The sequence below is a fragment of the Nonlabens marinus S1-08 genome (assembly GCF_000831385.1).
GTDB lineage: Bacteria > Bacteroidota > Bacteroidia > Flavobacteriales > Flavobacteriaceae > Nonlabens > Nonlabens marinus.
In genome coordinates, this window is record NZ_AP014548.1 from 2,383,720 (window position 1) to 2,403,127 (window position 19,408).

Here is a 19,408-nt window from a genome sequence, read left to right on the forward strand (position 1 = left end):
AAAGTATAGAAGTTCGCTTTCGCGAAAGCGAACTCTCCCTCAACTGAACTAACTACCTTTGCATTTTAATCTTACCTCATGTCAGAATTGCAAAAAGAACTCGAAGAACGATCAAATAACAGCTGTGAGCTATGTGGTTCCAAAGAATCTTTAATGATTTATGAAGTGCCAGATTCACCAACTGATGTCAAAGATACCAGCGTCTTAGCTTGTTCCACCTGTGTCAATCAACTTACAGATGAAGATCAAGTGGAACCAAATCACTGGCGATGTTTAAATGATTCAATGTGGAATCAAACGCCTGCTGTACAAGTTATTGCATACCGTATGCTCAACCAATTAAAGAGCGAAGGCTGGCCAGCAGATCTTCTAGAAATGATGTACTTAGAAGAGGAGACTAAAACCTGGGCAGAGGCAGGAATCCAGAGAGGTCCACAGATTATTCATAGGGACGCCAACGGTCATATATTGAGCAAGGGTGACAATATTGTTTTAATCAAAGATCTTGACGTAAAAGGAGCAAACTTTGTAGCAAAGCGAGGTACCGCGGTTCGTAATATTTCACTAGTACACGACAATGCAGATCAAATTGAGGGTCGTGCTAACGGTCAGCATATCGTCATTTTAACGCAATACGTAAAGAAAACTTAGTAAGCGTACTTTCTTTTACGCATCCACAAAAACAAGAAACCAGCTCCTAGAATGAGCATCAATGGTACAAGAATGTTAACAGCTTGCCAATAGGTGCGGTTGTCATAACTACGCTTGATATCTAGGAAGGGCACCTTTACATTCTTATTACGCAGTTCCATCAAATTATCATCGGCGAGCATGTAGTTGACTACATTCATTAAAAACTCTTTATTGCCATAAAATTGACCCGTACGCATGTCGTAGCCTAAATCTTGTGGTTGACCACGATCCACCTGATTTTTCATAATATCACCATCGGCAGATAGAAATAGGGCTGTGGGCTGACTTTCCTCTAGAGCATTAGGTAAATCAAAAGGTTTCACTCTGTTCTTGTAGGCGCTGATAAATTGACCTTCAGCCATAGCAGCTAAAGGTTTAGATCCAGACCTATAGAGCGCTGGGTCAATATCCACGTCAATTTCTGATAATGATAAAGCAGCTGGTAGGGTGACCTGTTGGGTTTCTTTACTGGAGGCGAGCAAAATTTTCTTTTTGGTCGCTGTCTTCAAGGTATCTAGACTCCCGGTATACTCAAACTTTACATCTTCCAGATTGCGGGTAATGGTATTGCTGCTATCACCACTAGCCAGCGGGTAATACGGCCATTGAAATGCTTCATATTGCGTATTTCGACCTTCCCCAGTAGCAAGAGCTAGTGCGCCACTCTGTATATCTTTGATTAAACCACGATTGAGTCGCATCCCATAACGGAAAAGCATGTCGTCTAGTTTTAAATCTCTAGGTAATGCATAGGCTATTGCTTCAGGGTTAGCAAGACTGTCATTTTCCATGATTATAGGGTCTATTGCCATGAGCAATTGGCCACCATTCATGAGGTACTGGTCTAGAATAAATTTCTTTGTCTCAGATAATGCCACTGTCGGCTTCGCCTCAATGACTAGATCGTAATTTTTTAACTCTTGGAGTACTTGTACAGGTGTAATGCTATCACTTTTAGTAACAAACTCAATCCCAAATGGTGCCACACGATAATATGCCTGAAGCGACCCGATGAAGTCTGCAAGTTGTAGATCAGTTAACTCACCGCTATCGCGCAGTACAGCTATTTTTTTGTCTTTGGATTTTGAAACTTTACGCAGTCCATCTGCCAGCTGGTATTCCAACTGCTGTATCGAGGCATTGACACGCTCCTCAGTAGTGGAACGAGCTACTTTTTTGAGTAAGGGAATCGCAGTGCGTTTGCCGTCATATGCAATAATTGCATAGGGAATCACAGTCACATTAGTCTGCTTTCCTTTCTCCATGATGGTTGCCATGGCAGGTTGCACACCTTCCGCAGCCAGTCTTTGAATGACTTGATTTGATTCTTCCTGATTCAAATCCTCTAAGGGATTTAGAAACTCATATTTCAAGTTGGGATGAATTGAAGCCAGTTCTTCCAATAATTGACGGGTTTCTTGTTTCAACTTCAGGAATTCAGCAGGTAATTCTCCATCTAGAAAAACATCTACATAGATATCCATAGGTGCTTCATCCAGCAAACTCTTCGTTTCTTTAGAAATAGTGTAACGCCCATCTTCAGTCAAGTCAAATCGATGATGGTAACGACTGGACAGGAAATTGAGCGCGACAAGCGCAACGATCCACAGGACAATATTTCTTACACTGTTCCCCATCACTTCTTACTTAAGCTTGTTTTGAGTGAAATTTCGCTTAAAGCGAAAAAGAATACCGCTACACTAACAAAGTAAATCACATCTCTAGTGTCTAAAACGCCTCGAGCCATACTTTCATAATGAAACTTCATCCCAAAAGAGGGCAATAAGGTGTCGCTAGATACATAACCTGCAGCACCTTCAAACCCGAAATAAATGGCGAAACACAGGACTGCCGCTGCTAAAAACGCCACGATCTGATTACTAGTTATGGTCGAGCAGAATATAGAAATAGAAGTATAGCCTAATGCTAATAACAAAGTGCCTAAATAACTACCTAGCGTACTGCCTAAGTCAATGTTGTAACTAGAAGTTCCCAGTTCACCAATGGTGATGACATATATCAATGTGGGAATCAGTGCTATAAAAATAAGGCTTAATGCAGCTAAGAACTTTCCGCCTATCAAACTACGAATGGAAATAGGTCGTGTCAAGAGAATTTCTAAGGTACCTAAATCCCGTTCTACTGTAAAGCTGCGCATACAAATCGCCGGAATCAAAAACATAAACAACCATGGAATCAATAGGAAAAATGGCGTCAAGTCTGCAAAACCGTAATTCAGAACATTAAACTCACCGTCAAAGACGAAAACAAACAAACTGCTGATTAAAAGAAATATGCAGATGACCAAATAGCCGCTTAGGCTACAGAAAAATCCACGTAATTCCTTTAAATATATGGCTTTCATTTCAGGCTATGGATTTTATTCACTGTATGAGCGATAGGTTTGCGATCAAATAAAGCCTTGGTTTTAGGCCATATTTCTTTAAATAACGTGGAGTGTCGGTAATTATTTAAATCAGCTTCAGATTCCCAATAGCTGTAGGTAAAAAAGGTCTGTGCATCATCCGCGCCTTGATACAACTCCAGTAGTTGGCACCCTGGCTGCTCGCGTATGTTTTCTTTGATTTCTTCAAACATGGTTTCAAAGTCGGCTACCAGATGGGCGTGAAAATGCATTTGTACGATACGGACAATCATGAGTTCTCAAAGTTAATAATTACTGGAGCATCAATTTGTAACCCGAATAATGTACTAGCACTACCCACCGTCATAGGATTAGATCGATATGTTGCAATTTCGATAAGCCCGGAACTGTTGAATACCACCATTCCCTTACCATCCACATCGCGTTTGTTAGGCTCTACTTCAAAATTAACAATGTCAGAATATCTATCATAGATTGCCTTCAACTTCTCACTTCTTGTGGATAAAACAAATTTCCTCCCACGACCTACTTGATGGAATAGTTCCCGGCTAATGTTAGTCACGCTATTCCCATAATTATCTATGTAAATCACTTGACCATTGATATAACTCTGGCTTTCTGAAACAATTGGATGAATGCCAGTAATGGATCTCAAAGATTCTATAGGTCTCCCTATAACCTCAAGAGTCCCGCCACGAGCAATGTGACATGCAGTGCTCACAAATACGTCTAGCGTGGTAAAATTTGATGAGATGCGATCATGAATATTGATCTCAACCATCTTTTCAGCCTTCAGTTTGCTCATGATCAAACACAAAACACCATTGTCTGCACAGATAAAGTAATGACCATTTAATAGTATGGCTACATGCTTGTTCTCTGGAGTATGCTCGGCATCAACCCCTATAATGTGAATAGTTCCCTCTGGGAAAGAAGCATAAGCATTTTGAATGATGTAAGCAGCCTCTGCAATATGAAAAGGGGACACATCATGTGAGATATCCACAATGTTTACCGTTTCCAATTCTTTATAGATCGCTCCTTTAACTGCGCCTACATAGGGGTCTTTCCAGCCAAAATCAGTAGTCAAAGTAATTAAGGGCATAAAAAGACGGTGCAGTTGTTGATTAAATTCAGCATTAAAAGTGAGTGGCACTTGAACGGTTGAAGATAGTTTTTACTATTTTCATAAGCCCATGGGCACTCCCAACAAAACTAAAAAAATAATAGACGTAACACGTCACTTAATTTACCGCTTTTGAACGAACTTGTTATCGACCTTGCCGACGCCAACCCTAGAGAATTTTTTGGGGTGAAAAACAAAAATCTCACCTTCCTCAAACAACACTATCCCAAGCTCAAGATTGTAGCTAGAGGATCTGTTATGAAAGTCTATGGTGATGAAGAACAACTGCAGGAATTTGATAAGCGACTGGAAATGCTCCTGAATCACTTCACTAAGTATAATAAGCTGGATGAAAATACCATCGAGCGTTTACTTACTGCAAACGAGACGGAAAATTATGAATCTAAAGGAACTAGTGATGTGCTAGTTCATGGTAATAATGGCGCATTGATTCGGCCTAAAACGCCTAATCAGCGCAAGTTGGTAAGCTTGTGTAAGCAAAACGATATGGTATTTGCGATCGGCCCTGCAGGTACAGGAAAAACTTATATAGGAGTGGCGCTAGCCGTGCAGGCGTTAAAAAACAGAGAGGTTAAACGAATTATTATTACTAGACCGGCGGTGGAAGCAGGGGAGAACCTAGGATTTTTACCAGGCGATTTGAAAGAGAAACTGGATCCTTACATGCAGCCTATTTATGATGCCTTGCGCGACATGGTTCCTGCAGAAAGGCTCGCAAGCTACATTGAAAAAGGAACGATACAAATCGCTCCTTTAGCATTTATGCGTGGTCGCACGCTCGATCAGGCTTATGTGATTCTTGATGAGTCGCAAAACACTACACATGCTCAAATGAAGATGTTTTTGACCCGCATGGGGAAAGATGCAAAATTCTTTATCACGGGAGATCCTGGACAAATCGACTTGCCACGACGCACCATTTCTGGTCTCAAAGAAGCTCTTTTGATATTAAAAGATGTAGAAGGTGTTGGCATGATGTATCTAGACGATAGTGATGTAGTGCGCCACCGATTGGTTAAGAAGGTAATCGCTGCGTATAAAGAAATTGAAAACCGCAATTAGTGATGGTTCAAGTTCGCTTTCGCGAAAGCGAATACCCTATTCAAAAAAGTAAATAACTAGTTAATAAAATAGCAACCCACAGGTCAAGTTACACTTAGGATTTCTGACCTTTGCCGAAGTTTTAAATTCCCTATATGTTCCTTTTTGATACGATCACAGATACCAACTTCAATTTTCCCGGACAACAGTCCGTATACAAAGGTAAAGTACGCGAGGTGTACGGTTTAGAAAATGATGTATTAGTGATGATTGCTAGTGACCGTTTGAGTGCTTTTGATGTGGTGATGCCACGAGGGATTCCTTTTAAAGGTCAAATCTTAAATCAAATAGCTACTAAAATGATGGCAGCTACTGAAGATATAGTGCCCAATTGGTTGATCGCAACTCCAGATCCTAACGTTGCGATAGGGCATAATTGCGAACCATTCAAAGTAGAAATGGTGATACGCGGGTATATGAGTGGACATGCAGCGAGAGAATACAAAGCAGGAAAACGAGAATTATGCGGTGTTTCCATACCAGAAGGGATGAAAGAAAATGATAAGTTTCCAACACCAATCATCACACCTGCTACTAAAGCGGAAATGGGAGATCACGATGAGGATATCTCTAGAGAGAATATTCTAGCTCGTGGTATAGTTTCAAAAGAAGATTATGAAGTTCTAGAAAAATATACACGAGCGCTTTTTGAACGAGGAACTCAACTGGCTGCAGCTCGCGGGCTCATTCTTGTCGATACTAAATACGAATTCGGAAAAACGGCAAATGGTACTATAGTTTTGATCGACGAAATTCATACTCCAGATTCCTCCAGATATTTTTATGCAGATGGCTACGAGGAACGCCAGCAAAAAGGAGAAGCTCAAAAACAGTTGAGCAAAGAATTTGTTAGACAATGGCTTATTTCTAATAATTTTCAAGGGTTGGAAGGTCAAACCGTTCCTGAAATGACAGATGAATACATCCTTTCTGTAAGTGAACGCTATATAGAACTCTACGAGCAAATCACGGGAGAGGAATTTGAAAAGGCAGACACCAACAACATTTTAGATCGTATTGAACAAAATATAGAAGGTTGGTTGACTCGATAAAACAGGGCAATTTCAAATCTTAATAATGTTCTCAATTGACGTAAAACACTATTTTTTCTGCAATACGTGACTATCTAGCAGCATATGTGCCGATCTGGCAGTGATGCTATTTTTTAAAGCACCATACTAATAAGTCTGTTAACTACTGTAAAACAGTGGGTTAACAAGGAGTTTTATCATTATAGTGAAATACTTTCTCTAAGAGGCTCCATCGCATGAAGCTTGCACCTGGTTAGGTAACTAGAAACTAAATTAAGTTACCAAATGAAAGTACTTGTAATAGGAGCAGGAAATATGGGACTGGCGTATGCCAAGGCTCTTGTAAAATCTGAATACCTAAGTAAGGAAAATCTGATGATCTCAGATACGAGCCCTGAAAAAACTTTAGAGCTTAAAAAAATCAGTCGTTTTGATGTGTACACAGACTTAAATGAATGTTTGCCACTCGCAGACATCGTTTTCATAGCTGTTAAACCATACCACTCTGGCGATTTACTCCAAGAGCTAAAACCGATGACCAAGAAAGACCAAGTTATCGTGTCAATCATGGCAGGCGTTACCATTAAAACCATACAAGACGGTTTAGGCATTCGTAAAGTAGTTAGAGCGATGCCTAATCTCCCAGCCCAAGTGGGTAAAGGGCTCACATCATTTACAGCATCTGAAGAGGTTTCAAGACTGGAGCTTTCCACAGTTCAAAACTTGTTGAATACTACCGGGAAATCTGTGTATTTAGATACAGAGAATGATATTGATGCTTCTACTGGTATTTCAGGTAGTGGTCCAGCATATGTATTTTATTTTATGCAGTCCATGATGGATGCTGCAAAAAAAATGGGCTTTTCAGACCATGATTCTAAAGTACTAGTAAGCCAGACCTTTGAAGGGGCAGTAGAACTTTTTAACCAATCAGATTTAAGCCCAAAATCTTGGATGAATCGGGTAGCTTCTAAGGGTGGAACCACTAGAGCTGCTCTAGACTCTATGGATGACAATAATGTAAAGGAAAAGATTGAAGAGGCAGCATATGCAGCTTTCAATCGTGCTGTAGAACTTGGAAAATAAATATGATAGATATTAAACAATCTAGAAACAGACATAAAAAGAGAGTTGTTGTAAAAGTGGGAACTAATGTGATGGTCAATAAAGACAATCGCATCGTTAGACCCATTCTTAAAAAACTGGTAGATCAAATCGCTCGATTGTACGAAGAGGATATAATTACGATTCTCATTTCTTCTGGGTCTGTGATCGCAGGTATGGAAGTACTGGATGACAATGATATTGAAGATATCACTATAAGAAGACAAGTTTATTCAGCCGTGGGTCAACCTCGTATGATGCGCCATTACTACAGTATATTTCATGATTATGGAATGCGTTGTGCACAAGTTCTTGCCACAAAACGAGATTTTGATGAAGGGAAGCATCGGGAGAACATGATCAATTGTTATGAAGGCTTGTTAAGTCAAGGTATCGTCCCCATTGCTAATGAAGATGATGCAGTATCTCTATCTATGTCCATGTTTACAGATAATGATGAATTAGCAAGTCTCGTCGCAGAATTGATTCATGCAGATATGCTCATATTACTGACAGATATCGATGGGGTCTATGATGGAAACCCAGCAGATAAGGACTCAAGAGTGATAAAATCAGTAACTACTGATCAAGCTGTCGAGCAATTCATACAATCTTCCAATAAAAAAGAAGGTGAAGGTCGCGGCGGAATGAAATCTAAAATAAATGTTGCTAAACAAACCGCAGCTAAAAACATACCCACTTTTATTGCTAACGGTAAACGTGATGATTGCATCATCGATATTGTCAATGGTAAAGAAGTAGGAACACGTATTCACCATGTGAATAATGAAATGGAAAACAAGGACGCTTAAGAGCACCACAGATTTTCAAAAACTAAAATACAAGAATGAAATTATTAAATGAAGTAACTAAAAATAACGTATTACAATCCATGATGGATCAACTTGCGCAACGCAAGGACAATATCATCGAGGCTAATAAGAAAGATCTTAACGCTTTTAGTGGCGATGATCAAGCACTTTATGATCGTCTCATTGTTGATTCAAATAAAGTCGATGACATGATAAGAGCGGTACGTGAAGTGAAAGATCAGCCAGATCCAGTAGGAAAGGTCATTACTGACGACACGCTGGATAACGGTCTTAAAATCACTAATAAAACAGCACCATTCGGTACTATCATGATCATTTATGAATCAAGACCTGATGTGACAATAGAAGCAGCAGTTTTGGCCTTTAAAGCCAATAATAAAATTCTGCTTAAAGGAGGTAAAGAAGCACATGAAAGCAATGAAGAGCTTGTAAAATGCTGGCATCAAGCATTAAAAGACAATGGATTGTCTACCGACTGGATTCAGTACCTAAAAATGGATCGCGCTGCCACCCAAGAGTTTTTGAGGAATCCAGATCAACCACTAGATTTAATTGTGCCAAGAGGTGGAGAGCGTTTAATTGAATTTGTAAAGCAACATGCTAAATGTGCGGTATTGGTAAGTGGGCGTGGTAACAACTTTGCCTATGTCGCTCCAGATGCTGATATAGAGAAAGTGATTCCCGTACTAGTGAATGCTAAAACGGATAAAATCTCTGGGTGTAACGCTTTAGATAAAATTTATATCGATGCTAATCATCCAGATTTGAAAGCTGTAAGTCGAAAAATTGAAAAAGCATTGACTGATAAGAAGGTAGAAATCGTCGCTAGTCAGGAAGTGATAGGTCATCTGGAAACTACTCAACTTATTGAAAATGAAAGCGTTTGGTTTGAAGAGTTTCTTGCCAAAAAAGCAGCAATTGGAATGGTGGATGGATTAGATGATGCTATCGATCACATCAATAAATATTCTGGTGGGCACTCTAATATCATCCTTACTGAGAACTTAGACGATGCAGGAGTTTTCATGGAGCAAGTCGATAGTGCTGCCGTTTATCACAATGCGTCCACTCGATTTACAGATGGAGGTCAAATGGGCGTAGGGGCAGAGCTCGCCATAAGCACTGATAAATTGCATCACCGCGGTCCATTGGGCTTAAAACAATTGGTAACTAATAAATATTACGTGTCTGGAACCGGACAGATCCGTGAATAGTGAGTAATTCTATTTTAAAATCCAAACAGCCTAGACTTAGTTCTGGGCTGTTTTTTTGTGAAAAGTAGTTCGCTTTCGCGAAAGCGAAATAAACGACAAACTTCTTACTAATAACAAATTATCTATTGATATCCAGCTGCCTGCAAATTGAAAAGTCTTGCGTACAGATCATCGTGATCCATTAATTCTTGATGCGTTCCAATTTCAGCAATTTTTCCGTCTTGTAATACTAGAATGCGATCTGCCATTCGAACGGTAGAGAAACGGTGAGAAATGATGATGCTGGTTTTACCCTCAGTAAGGGCTATGAATCGTTCAAAAACGTCATACTCAGCTTGTGCATCAAGAGCACTGGTGGGTTCATCTAGTACCATAATGTCTGCATCTTTCATGTAGGCTCTAGCAAGTGCCACTTTTTGCCATTGTCCACCACTTAGTTCTTGACCTTTAGCAAATCGGCGACCTAATTGTTGATCAATACCATCGGTCATTTCGGCAATTACTTGACTGGCAAGACTTCGCTCAGCGGCATCTGTAATCATTTGGTCATTCTCAATCTGCGCAATATTTCCTACCGCGATATTTTCCCTTAAACGGAATTCATACTTGAAGAAATCCTGGAAAATGACACCAAATCGAGCTCTGTATTCTTCTTTAGAAAATTTATTGATGTTGATCCCATCTAGTAAGATCTCGCCACTAGTAGGCTCGTAGAATCGCAATATCAACTTGATCAATGTGGTTTTACCAGCGCCATTTTGACCTACAAAAGCAATTTTTTCACCTGCTTTAATCTTAAAATTCACACCTACTAAAACAGGAGTATCACTTCCCGGATAATTAAACCTCACGTTCACTAAATTGAAACCTTGTTGGATTTTGTCTGGTAAGGGAACAGGGTCTGCGGTTTCATTTTCTAGCGGAATATCCAAGAAATCAAAATAATCTCTTAAGTAAAGGGCGCTTTCAGAGATACGCGTAAATCTGGAAAAGAACTGCTGCAGGTTGTTTCTCAAGCGGTTAAAAGATCCAGAAAGAAAGGTCAATTCACCAATGGTAAGCACGCCAGCTATCACTTTAAAAATGATAAAGACATAAGCGCCGTAATAAGACAGCGTTCCTAGTATGTTAAAAAGCGATCCATAATTACTTTGTCGCAACGATAAGTTTTTATTAATCAAATAATAACTATGTGATAGATTCTTAAATCTAAACGCGATATAATCTGTCAGCCCAAAAAGCTTTACTTCTTTGGCAGTGGTATTATTAGCACCCACAAATCTCAAGTAATCCAGCTCTCGACGTTCTGATGTCCAGCTGCGTGCTAGGGAATAACGGTGGGAACTGTACTTTGCCTCACTGATAAAAGATGGTATGATGCTTAGTACTAAAAGGACTATCAACCAGGGCTCAAAATAGATCAAAGCCGCTACTAGAGCGATAATACCTATAACGCCCTGCACTTGACTCAACGCATCACTCATCAAATTCACACGCCCGTTGGTTTGTTGTCTGGCACGCTCTAACTTGTCATAAAAATCTGGGTCTTCCAGTTGCTCTAGCGTCAACTCATTGGTTTTACGAATAATTTTTTCTGAAGAGGCATTGGAGTAGAGGTCACCTATCAATCCATCAGTCAACGTGACTAAACGGTTGAGAAGTTCTGTTAATACCACCACACCCAGTTCGATTCCTACATAAGTCCAAAGCCTAGTAAGGTCTTGATCATCCAGCGAGATCTGTAAAATAATCTCGTCAATAATTATTTTTCCGATCCACAATGTCACTACTGGCGATAAGGCAGTAAGCAATCGCGCCAGGCTATTGAGTGCAAATAACTTAGGACTTACCCTCCATATTTCCTTGAAAAATCGCGGGATTGCAGATAAGGAACTGAGAGAAAATACGGAGGTTTTTTTCTTTTCGGTTATGGATTGTAATTGGGGTCTTGCCATGTTTACAAAGATACTTTACAAGAAACGACTCAGGTAATGCAATGTGATTTTAAATGAATTCGCTTTCGCGAAAGCGAACTACAAACCATTTTCCAGCACAACCACAGGCTTCTTTGTCACTCGATAAAATCCAATCGCAGCCGCTAAACCTACGAGCATGAATCCAGCACACATCATAAAAACGTGTTGATGACCCAATTCACCAGGGGAACCATCCAGCAGTATACCAATAGCAGGACCCATAAAAATATCTGGAGTATACCCGACTAGAGAAATCAAACCAACCGCAGTTCCCGTAGCAATTAGCGGAATATGGCCCTCTTGCAAGGCTGCAAAATATAATGTACGGAAGGCGTAGACGCCTGTAGCAATAATCAGTAAGGAAAGAAGAAATAAGGACTCCCAAGAGCCATCTATAATACCGCTAGCAAAGAATAAACAGCCAACGAACGACAACATAAAGCCAATGATCATGAGTAGGGAGGTTTTAGTTCTATCAGCCAGCAGTCCAACGCCTACACCTACAAAAGGCCTGATGTAGAGGAGGTAAGTGCCTACTTTGGCAGATTTAACCTCGTCATAGCCCATCACCTTGCTTGCGTAAAGCGAGAAGATATCTGTTATTTTATATCCCACGTAAGCACATAAGATGATAATCATGAGTAGCCAGACCGTTTTTATTTTGATGACAGTACTGAAGTTTTTTAATAAGTCACGCCAGTGGTCGACTTGTATGGCTTTCTGATCTGCTGCTGGTTTTAAGAATACCACTATTAATACACCTATCAAGGCTACAATGCTGGAACACGCATAAATCACTTGTTGGAATGCGTCCTGTTGATTTGCTGTCGCATCCAGCGCATCTGCATTTATAAAAAATGAAAAAATTAAAATCCCAACTGAACCGAATCCCGCAGCTACTAAACCACGCCCACCATCTAATAATCCGAACGCTAGTCCTTGTCTGTTTTTACCACCTATCACACGCGTGGCTTTTACCATCGCCGCCCAGAATAAAAATATTGTAGTAAATCCCCAATACCCATACAAGAGTTGCAGCGTCCAAAAGTTAGGTTCATTTGCCAGTACGAATCCACCTGCAGCAGTGGCGATAAGTGCTATGGCTATTAAATATTTAGGCGGGTATTTATCGGCAATTGTTCCACCAAATAAATAAGATAAAAACGCAACGATACCGTAGGTGGAGAAGCAAGCGCCCAACTCTGTATTACTCAGTTGGAAAACTTCTAGAAAAGTGGGCCTAAAAATACGCGCCAGCACAAAAGGTAATATGAATACAGCCTCGCCTGCTAGTATAAGCAAGGTGATGTTAAGCCAATTGATGCGAGTTTTGGAAATGATACAAGGTTTAAAGTAAAAATACTAGATTTCTTTGGGCTTTAAAATAAACTTGATCAAGGAGCCTAAGGAAATCAAACTCCAACAAGCCTCTAAAAGAATAAATGGCCAATACCGCAACAGTATAGAGGCGGCGCAAGCGAGAGAAGCTCCTACAAGGTTTAATAAGATAAATGTCAAACTTACTGTTTTGACTCTACCTATTACATTCAAAAAATAAGCAAGTAAAATCAAGAATACCCCAACAGCTCCTATCCAATCTGTCAAATTCATATGCTCTGAGTTTAAACTACTAACGCCTAGAAGATTTCTATATGAAATTCTTCCAGGCGTTAAAAATGTTTAGTTCGTAAGAAATCCTATTAAATCAACTTTTCATTTCCTTTACCGAAATAAGAGAAACTTTGATCTGCCTTCAAAACGAGTAAAGATTCATAAATCATTTTGATCACATTTTCCACATCATCTCTATGCACCATTTCTACTGTTGTATGCATATATCTCAATGGTAAGGAAATTAATGCACTAGGCACGCCGCCATTGCTGTAGGCAAAAGCATCTGTATCTGTTCCTGTAGACCTACTTGTCGCACGTCGCTGGAACGGGATTTTATTTTTAGTAGCGGTATCTATGATTAGATTGCGCAATTTGTTCTGAACAGCTGGGGCATAAGCTACCACAGGTCCCTTACCTATAGCCGCGTCACCGTTGGTTTTTTTGTCAATCATTGGAGTGGTGGTGTCGTGAGTAACATCAGTCACAATCGCTAGATTAGGCTTTAAGCGTTGTGTGATCATTTCCGCTCCGCGTAATCCTATTTCTTCTTGAACACTGTTGGTCACGTACAAACCAAAATCCAACTGTTTCTTATTCTCCTTAAGCAATCTTGCAACTTCAGCAATCATGAAGCCTCCCATACGGTTGTCGAGAGCGCGGCATACGAATTTGTTCTTATTCAGTACGATGAATTCGTCTGGATAAGTGATGACACAACCTACATCAACGCCTAGTTCAAGGACACCTTCTTTATTCTCAGCACCTACATCTATAAAAATGTTTTCCAGTTTTGGAGATTTCTCGTCTGACTTATCACGGGTGTGAATCGCTGGCCAACCGAATACACCAGTGACGATTCCTTTAGCTGTATGGATATTTACGCGCTTAGAAGGGGCAATTTGATGATCACTACCGCCATTGCGTACCACATAAATTAACCCATCATCTGTGATGTAATTGACATACCATGAAATCTCGTCTGCATGACCTTCAATGACGACCTTATATTTTGCATCAGGATTAATGACACCTACAGCAGTTCCATAATCGTCCGTGATAAATTCATCTACGTAAGGCTTCAAATAATCCATCCAGACGTTTTGACCGTTCCATTCGTAGCCTGTAGGTGAGGCAGTGTTCAGGTATTCTTCTAGAAATGCTAGTGATTTATCAGTAAGTATGCTTTTTTGAGCCATGGGTTTTATTTTGAGCGTGAAGATAATAATCGCGGCGGGAAAAGGTTTGATTAACTGTCGTATTCTTATTTTTGGAACGCTTTTTGGCAGTTTTTGGTTATGAATAAAAGAGTATTATTTGTTATTGTTTCGGTTTTTGTTTTCGCTTTCGCGGAAGCGCAAACTACACCAACTACACTACCAACTCCAGGTGATACGGTTAAAACGGCTTCACCTGACTATTACTATATAGATGGAGACAGCGTCAGCGCTATAGAGTTGGATGAAGTTCTACTAATTCAAGATCTTAAATTCACCAGTCGCTATGAGCGCATACGTTACCTAATTTTACAGCGTAAAGTGAAGCGTGTCTGGCCTTATGCTAAACTTGCCGCAGAGCGACTGACGGAACTCGATGAGCGTCTGGCCAGTATTCCCGATGCTCGCGGCCAGCGTAAGTATGCTAAAATGGTAGAAGATTACATCGAGGATGAATTTACTGCGGAGCTTAAGAAACTCACACGTACAGAAGGTCAAATATTGATTAAGTTGATCCATCGTCAAACTGGGGATACTGCTTATGAGCTCATACGCCGTTTGCGCAGTGGATGGAGTGCTTTCTGGTTCAATAATACTGCTAGTATATTTGATATTTCATTAAAGGAGGAATATCAACCTACTACAAATGTTGAGGATTTCTATGTGGAGGATATATTACAACAACAATTCAAACGAGAAGGTCTTGAACCTCAAGAGTCCGCAATCGAATTTGATTATTTCACTGGTAGAAATAATTGGAAAGCTTTTCAAAGTAAGTTACCAGAGGACTACGATAAAGTAAAACTGGCAGAGCGAGCTCAGAAAATTGAAGAGTACAAAAAGAAAAAGCAAAAGAAGGAAGCGAAAAAGGCAAAACGTGAGCGTCGCAGGAAAAACTAAATATTAATTTGCTATAGATGGAGTGAAGAAGTACATATTTAGAAATTTATCAGTAATCTGTACCACTTGATCTAATTGTTCTTCACGACTAATCGTCGCTTTTCCATCACCAAATTGTTTCCCGTAAAACCCAAATTGCGAGTGGTTTCCACCCTTGATGATTTCATGCGTTGCGTGAGGTGGTAATTTATCGGCGTTTGCCTCACTTTTTACAACAGGTGCAATAAAATCTCTACTTCCTGATATTTTCAATACAGGTATTTTGCACAAGGATAAATCAATATCTCTTGGGTGTGTTGTGCCTAATAATACGAGAGCATCTGGAATAATAGGGTATTCTTTTACAAATTGAGCTGCCATTTTCCCACCTTTAGAATGCCCCATAATGACAATTTTCTTTTTGGGATTTTTAAACAGGTCTTTATCTGCGATTTCTTGATATCCTAAATCAGCCATACGCCATGGCATCTTAACGATACTAAAGTCGTAACCTTTGCTTGCAAAACTAGCAGCAAGTGGCTCATAGGCTTCTGGATCTACAAGTGCCCCTGGTAAAAAAATGATTTCTATATCATTGTTAGGTACAGCGGTATAACTAAGCATACCATCGTACTCCATAAAGGCTAGCGCCTTGGATTCACGTAACTGCTCCTGATCAAAGCCTTGTGGTGAAAAACTGATGTACACATACACGAATATGCCTAACCCTATAACAAGCCACAGCAAACCACAATATTTCAAAAATCGCATGCTTAATAAATTGGTTGGTTAATGGTAGTACCAATTTACTAAAAATTTAATGCACAGTATTTAATTCATTGCCTTAATACGTTGACTTAGACTAGGATGCGAATAATTGAAGAAAACGTAGACTGGGTGCGGTGTTAAATTACTTAAGCTACTTTTGGATAAGGTTTTTAATGCTGCGATGAGTGGTGCGCTCTTGTAAGTTTCTTTTGCGTAATGGTCTGCCTGGTATTCAAACTTTCGCGAAAGCGAACTCATTACAATACCCGTTACCGTAGAAATAGGGGAGTACAACAAACCAAATGCAATCAAACCTATATGAAAGGAAGCATTTGATACTCCTAATGCCTGTGCTAATAAGTCGCTATCTACAAATAAAGAAAAGAGCCATAGGGTAAAACCAGTGGTGATCGTGCTTGCCAGCAAATTATAAATGATATGCATTTTCTTGTAATGACCCACTTCATGAGCTAGTACTGCAACAATTTCTTCTTCGGTAAGCTTGTCAATAAGCGTGTCATATAATGTCACTCGCTTCTCACTACCGAAACCGCTGAAATATGCATTTGCTTTTGTAGATCGTTTACTACCATCAATCACATAAATTTTTTCTAATTGAAAACCTACGCTTTCTGCATAGGTCTTGATTTTGTTTTTTAATGCTCCTTCCTGCAGTGGGACTTGTTTATTAAATAAGGGTACAAATAAGCGTGCGTAAAACATATTCATCAACAAGGAAATAACGATAACTAGCATCCACACGTACCACCAAAAGTCATCTCCCGCCCATTGATAGCATAAAATAATCACCGTGAGCAGACCGCTGCCTAAAATAGCGGTCAATAGCCAACCTTTAATTTTATCCAGTAGGAATGTTTTTCTCGAAGTTTTATTGAATCCAAAACGTTCTTCTATTACAAAAGTTCCAAAGTAAGAGAAAGGCAATGAGATCAGTTCTCCAGCGATAGCTATAATCGCAAAAAACACAATGGCTACAAGGATTTCCCCATCTACCATGGATCTTGCCCACTGGTCAACAATGGCAAAACCGTCTAGGAATAGAAAAATTAGAATTGCTGTAAAAGAAACACTGCTGCTTATGAGACCAAATCTGAAATTAGTTTTTTTATACTCTTGTGACCGCTCATATTCTTCTATATCATAAACATCAGAGACCTCGCTGGGTATTGATTTAGAATACCAGGTGAAATTGAGATAGCTCAAACCTCGTTCTAAAACAAAGTCAAAAACTAAAATACCTATAATGATGTAAAATAAGGTCTGCGATTCCATGGAGCTAAGATACTAGGTGACTGACGGTACTCAAATTAAGGTCAAATGAACTTATACACCTTTTCTAACCAAATCCACGCTGGCGTTTTGCTTCAAATAAAAGTACCGCAGCACTAACGGATACGTTCATGGAATCAATCGCGCCTCCCATGGGTATGATGATATTTGTTTTAGCAGCATCGCGCAAGTGCTTTGACAGTCCTGTAGCTTCAGTCCCCACAGCAATAGCCGTGGCAGTTGTAAAGTCCATGCGATCGTAGTTTTCACTTGATTGTAGCGTGGCTGCATATAAATTTATGTCGTTGCTTTTCAAGAATGCAATAGTGTCTGCCGCGCTGGCGATAGCTGTAGGAACGGTAAAAACACAGCCCACGCTGGATCGTATCACATTAGGATTGTATAAGTCTGAGACTGGATCCACAATGATTACGGCATCGATGTTTGCTGCATCTGCAGTTCGCAATAATGCTCCTATATTTCCAGGTTTTTCAGGTGATTCTGCGATAAGGATGAGCGGCGCATTAGATAAATGGAGTTGTGAAAGATGTGGGTTTTTCGCTTTCGCGAAAGCGATACAACCTTCAGTCCCACTGCGATAAGCTAATTTCTCATAGACCTCAGACGATACAGCTATTATATCAGTATTTTCCTCAAGTGTTAATTGCTTTCTTACTTGTGCAGGTTCAAAATCTTCACGACCTAGTAAAATTTCACTACAGACTAAAACCTGAGTCATTTCAAAATTTCCAGCACGCGCCAGTTGGATCTCGCGTTGACCTTCTATGAGAAATTGGCCTTCTTTTTTACGCGTCTTACTCTTGCGTTGAAGCTGTTCCGCATATCTTATCAGGGCATTATGAGGACTGGAAATGTATTTCAAATTGATTGATATAAAACTTAATAGGTCGCTGTTTTAGGCAAGTACTTATCCTTCATCCAGAAAGTGCCAAAGGGAACTACTGACATCAGTAATACAATCACCGTGTCTTTAAAATTCCATTTCAATAACTGACCTACAACGATAGCCAAAACAATATAAGCCAAAAATAAAAAGCCGTGTGTCATACCCACAATGGTATTAGGCAAGCCTATGCCACCTAAATATTTCAACGGCATGGTAACAAATAGGATAAGTAAAAAGGAATAACCCTCAGCAATAGAGAGAATGCGGAAAATATTAATCATTAGTAGACTTTTTCAAATCGTTCAATGACAAAGGTATGTTAGTCTCCCGACCATACAATTTGATTTCTTGAATATCTGCAGGTAGGTAGAACCCTTCTGCCATCAAGGCACGTTTCACATTACCAATCACTCGTCCTTTAGTCTCTGATGCCACTCGCCCGTAATCAACTGTATCCACCCAAAACATGACTTTTAGATTAACGGTACTGGTAGCCAGCTCATCTTCCATCACATAACTGCTGTGCTCCTCGTCAGAAACTACCTTTGGGTCTTCATTTATGGATCGCATAATGGTTTCCTTGGCTAGATTGATATCATCTTCATAATCTAGTCCCACTAGGAAATCCCAACGGAAAAATCCATCCTCAGTGTAGTTCGTTACTGGTTGTGTAATCACATCACTATTAGGAATATAAACATCTTTACCATCAAAGGTTTTGAGTTTTGTATATCGAAACTCCAATGATTTTACTTTACCAAAATTAGAGCCTATTTCAACCGTATCATTTACATTAAAAGGTCGATTAAAACTTAAAATAATACCAGCAATGAAGTTTTGACCTATGTCTTTAAACGCAAAACCTAAAATGACCGCACTCGCACCTGCAGTGGCAAAAATACCAGCGCTAATATCACCAAAACCGGCTACCCGTAGTCCTAACACGATGACGGCAACTATCAGTAAGAAACGAATCGATCTACCTAAAAACCGACTCATCAAGGGGTCATTAGTTCTTGCTCTTGCCCTGCGAGTGGCAAAACGACTAATCATACCTGCAATTAAGAAACCTAAGATAATAATGATCAAACCCAATCCTAATCTAGGAAGGGTTTCAATCAACTCCTCGTAATAGTGACTTAGGGTTTCAGTCAGTTGATTTTGAAAATCAACCTTGTTGGTTGTATTGTTCTGCATTTCTTTTTGGTTTGATGTAAAGTTACAGGCTCAGAAACTTTCAAATGTTAAGCT

General features: G+C 39.7%; 20 protein-coding genes. 7 read left to right on the top strand and 13 right to left on the bottom strand.

Annotation, left to right across the window (positions count from 1 at the left end; genetic code table 11):
* Window positions 1-78: 78 nt before the first annotated feature.
* Window positions 79-651, top strand: coding sequence for a PhnA domain-containing protein (locus tag NMS_RS10935; protein ID WP_041496780.1), 573 nt, complete (start codon window positions 79-81; stop codon window positions 649-651).
* On the opposite strand, the gene gldG is transcribed toward NMS_RS10935, so the two are convergent.
* From gldG to NMS_RS10955, 4 genes are read right to left on the bottom strand one after another with little or no spacing between them, the layout of a single operon-like run.
* Window positions 648-2,330, bottom strand: a complete 1,683-nt coding sequence (gene gldG, locus NMS_RS10940) for a gliding motility-associated ABC transporter substrate-binding protein GldG (RefSeq protein WP_041496782.1) — start codon at window positions 2,328-2,330, stop codon at window positions 648-650. The two genes, NMS_RS10935 and gldG, sit on opposite strands and share 4 nt — an antisense overlap.
* Complete coding sequence (gldF, locus tag NMS_RS10945; protein ID WP_041496783.1) at window positions 2,330-3,058, bottom strand: gliding motility-associated ABC transporter permease subunit GldF; 729 nt, start codon at window positions 3,056-3,058, stop codon at window positions 2,330-2,332. The genes gldG and gldF overlap by 1 nt, the downstream gene beginning before the upstream one ends.
* A complete protein-coding gene (locus NMS_RS10950) occupies window positions 3,055-3,351 on the bottom strand; it encodes a putative quinol monooxygenase (RefSeq protein WP_041496784.1) in 297 nt (98 codons plus the stop codon). The genes gldF and NMS_RS10950 overlap by 4 nt, the downstream gene beginning before the upstream one ends.
* Complete coding sequence (locus NMS_RS10955) at window positions 3,348-4,184, bottom strand: SAM hydrolase/SAM-dependent halogenase family protein (RefSeq protein ID WP_041496786.1); 837 nt, start codon at window positions 4,182-4,184, stop codon at window positions 3,348-3,350. The genes NMS_RS10950 and NMS_RS10955 overlap by 4 nt, the downstream gene beginning before the upstream one ends.
* 153 nt (window positions 4,185-4,337) lie before the next feature.
* On the opposite strand from NMS_RS10955, the gene NMS_RS10960 reads away from it, so the two are divergent.
* From NMS_RS10960 to NMS_RS10980, 5 genes are all read left to right on the top strand, one after another.
* A complete protein-coding gene (locus NMS_RS10960; protein ID WP_041496787.1) occupies window positions 4,338-5,288 on the top strand; it encodes a PhoH family protein in 951 nt (316 codons plus the stop codon).
* Between the two features lie 134 nt (window positions 5,289-5,422).
* Complete coding sequence (locus tag NMS_RS10965) at window positions 5,423-6,379, top strand: phosphoribosylaminoimidazolesuccinocarboxamide synthase (protein WP_041496788.1); 957 nt, start codon at window positions 5,423-5,425, stop codon at window positions 6,377-6,379.
* A gap of 264 nt (window positions 6,380-6,643) precedes the next feature.
* The gene (gene proC, locus NMS_RS10970; RefSeq protein WP_041496789.1) at window positions 6,644-7,444 is read left to right on the top strand and encodes a pyrroline-5-carboxylate reductase; all 801 of its coding nucleotides are present in this window, start codon (window positions 6,644-6,646) and stop codon (window positions 7,442-7,444) included.
* A gap of 2 nt (window positions 7,445-7,446) precedes the next feature.
* A complete protein-coding gene (proB, locus tag NMS_RS10975; protein WP_052476919.1) occupies window positions 7,447-8,274 on the top strand; it encodes a glutamate 5-kinase in 828 nt (275 codons plus the stop codon).
* A gap of 35 nt (window positions 8,275-8,309) precedes the next feature.
* A complete protein-coding gene (locus tag NMS_RS10980) occupies window positions 8,310-9,509 on the top strand; it encodes a glutamate-5-semialdehyde dehydrogenase (RefSeq protein WP_041496791.1) in 1,200 nt (399 codons plus the stop codon).
* Between the two features lie 122 nt (window positions 9,510-9,631).
* On the opposite strand, the gene NMS_RS10985 is transcribed toward NMS_RS10980, so the two are convergent.
* The 4 genes from NMS_RS10985 to NMS_RS10995 all read right to left on the bottom strand — a co-directional run bounded on the left by NMS_RS10985 (window position 9,632) and on the right by NMS_RS10995 (window position 14,295).
* Complete coding sequence (locus NMS_RS10985) at window positions 9,632-11,464, bottom strand: ABC transporter ATP-binding protein (protein WP_041496792.1); 1,833 nt, start codon at window positions 11,462-11,464, stop codon at window positions 9,632-9,634.
* A 78-nt stretch (window positions 11,465-11,542) separates the two neighbouring features.
* The gene (locus NMS_RS10990; RefSeq protein WP_231862387.1) at window positions 11,543-12,787 is read right to left on the bottom strand and encodes an MFS transporter; all 1,245 of its coding nucleotides are present in this window, start codon (window positions 12,785-12,787) and stop codon (window positions 11,543-11,545) included.
* A 60-nt stretch (window positions 12,788-12,847) separates the two neighbouring features.
* On the bottom strand, window positions 12,848-13,096 hold the full coding sequence (locus NMS_RS13760) for a CBU_0592 family membrane protein (protein WP_084217705.1): 249 nt from the start codon (window positions 13,094-13,096) through the stop codon (window positions 12,848-12,850).
* 89 nt (window positions 13,097-13,185) lie between these two features.
* Window positions 13,186-14,295 carry a M42 family metallopeptidase gene (locus tag NMS_RS10995; protein WP_041496794.1) on the bottom strand — a complete coding sequence of 370 codons (1,110 nt, stop codon included), beginning with the start codon at window positions 14,293-14,295 and terminating at the stop codon, window positions 13,186-13,188.
* Between the two features lie 99 nt (window positions 14,296-14,394).
* Between NMS_RS10995 and NMS_RS11000 the strand changes: the two genes are divergently transcribed.
* Window positions 14,395-15,213 carry a DUF4294 domain-containing protein gene (locus tag NMS_RS11000; RefSeq protein WP_041496795.1) on the top strand — a complete coding sequence of 273 codons (819 nt, stop codon included), beginning with the start codon at window positions 14,395-14,397 and terminating at the stop codon, window positions 15,211-15,213.
* 3 nt (window positions 15,214-15,216) lie between these two features.
* On the opposite strand, the gene NMS_RS11005 is transcribed toward NMS_RS11000, so the two are convergent.
* The 5 genes from NMS_RS11005 to NMS_RS11025 form a co-directional block, all read right to left on the bottom strand.
* Window positions 15,217-15,963 (bottom strand): alpha/beta hydrolase, encoded by a 747-nt coding sequence (locus NMS_RS11005; RefSeq protein ID WP_052476921.1) that lies wholly within the window; start codon window positions 15,961-15,963, stop codon window positions 15,217-15,219.
* Between the two features lie 60 nt (window positions 15,964-16,023).
* Complete coding sequence (locus tag NMS_RS11010; RefSeq protein WP_041496796.1) at window positions 16,024-17,253, bottom strand: M48 family metallopeptidase; 1,230 nt, start codon at window positions 17,251-17,253, stop codon at window positions 16,024-16,026.
* 64 nt (window positions 17,254-17,317) lie between these two features.
* Entirely contained in the window at window positions 17,318-18,133 is an 816-nt protein-coding gene (locus NMS_RS11015; RefSeq protein WP_041496797.1) for a TrmH family RNA methyltransferase, read from the bottom strand.
* A gap of 17 nt (window positions 18,134-18,150) precedes the next feature.
* Window positions 18,151-18,438 carry a DUF3817 domain-containing protein gene (locus NMS_RS11020; RefSeq protein ID WP_041496798.1) on the bottom strand — a complete coding sequence of 96 codons (288 nt, stop codon included), beginning with the start codon at window positions 18,436-18,438 and terminating at the stop codon, window positions 18,151-18,153.
* Window positions 18,431-19,354 carry a mechanosensitive ion channel family protein gene (locus NMS_RS11025; RefSeq protein ID WP_041496799.1) on the bottom strand — a complete coding sequence of 308 codons (924 nt, stop codon included), beginning with the start codon at window positions 19,352-19,354 and terminating at the stop codon, window positions 18,431-18,433. Before NMS_RS11025 ends, NMS_RS11020 begins: the two co-directional genes overlap by 8 nt.
* Between the last annotated feature and the right edge of the window lie 54 nt (window positions 19,355-19,408).

Coding starts and splice junctions, on each gene's coding strand:
- NMS_RS10935 (WP_041496780.1), top strand. CDS start 79: ATGTCAGAATTGCAAAAAGAACTCGAAGAACGATCAAATAACAGCTGT.
- gldG (WP_041496782.1), bottom strand. CDS start 2,330: ATGGGGAACAGTGTAAGAAATATTGTCCTGTGGATCGTTGCGCTTGTC.
- gldF (WP_041496783.1), bottom strand. CDS start 3,058: ATGAAAGCCATATATTTAAAGGAATTACGTGGATTTTTCTGTAGCCTA.
- NMS_RS10950 (WP_041496784.1), bottom strand. CDS start 3,351: ATGATTGTCCGTATCGTACAAATGCATTTTCACGCCCATCTGGTAGCC.
- NMS_RS10955 (WP_041496786.1), bottom strand. CDS start 4,184: ATGCCCTTAATTACTTTGACTACTGATTTTGGCTGGAAAGACCCCTAT.
- NMS_RS10965 (WP_041496788.1), top strand. CDS start 5,423: ATGTTCCTTTTTGATACGATCACAGATACCAACTTCAATTTTCCCGGA.
- proC (WP_041496789.1), top strand. CDS start 6,644: ATGAAAGTACTTGTAATAGGAGCAGGAAATATGGGACTGGCGTATGCC.
- proB (WP_052476919.1), top strand. CDS start 7,447: ATGATAGATATTAAACAATCTAGAAACAGACATAAAAAGAGAGTTGTT.
- NMS_RS10980 (WP_041496791.1), top strand. CDS start 8,310: ATGAAATTATTAAATGAAGTAACTAAAAATAACGTATTACAATCCATG.
- NMS_RS10985 (WP_041496792.1), bottom strand. CDS start 11,464: ATGGCAAGACCCCAATTACAATCCATAACCGAAAAGAAAAAAACCTCC.
- NMS_RS13760 (WP_084217705.1), bottom strand. CDS start 13,096: ATGAATTTGACAGATTGGATAGGAGCTGTTGGGGTATTCTTGATTTTA.
- NMS_RS10995 (WP_041496794.1), bottom strand. CDS start 14,295: ATGGCTCAAAAAAGCATACTTACTGATAAATCACTAGCATTTCTAGAA.
- NMS_RS11000 (WP_041496795.1), top strand. CDS start 14,395: ATGAATAAAAGAGTATTATTTGTTATTGTTTCGGTTTTTGTTTTCGCT.
- NMS_RS11005 (WP_052476921.1), bottom strand. CDS start 15,963: ATGCGATTTTTGAAATATTGTGGTTTGCTGTGGCTTGTTATAGGGTTA.
- NMS_RS11010 (WP_041496796.1), bottom strand. CDS start 17,253: ATGGAATCGCAGACCTTATTTTACATCATTATAGGTATTTTAGTTTTT.
- NMS_RS11020 (WP_041496798.1), bottom strand. CDS start 18,438: ATGATTAATATTTTCCGCATTCTCTCTATTGCTGAGGGTTATTCCTTT.
- NMS_RS11025 (WP_041496799.1), bottom strand. CDS start 19,354: ATGCAGAACAATACAACCAACAAGGTTGATTTTCAAAATCAACTGACT.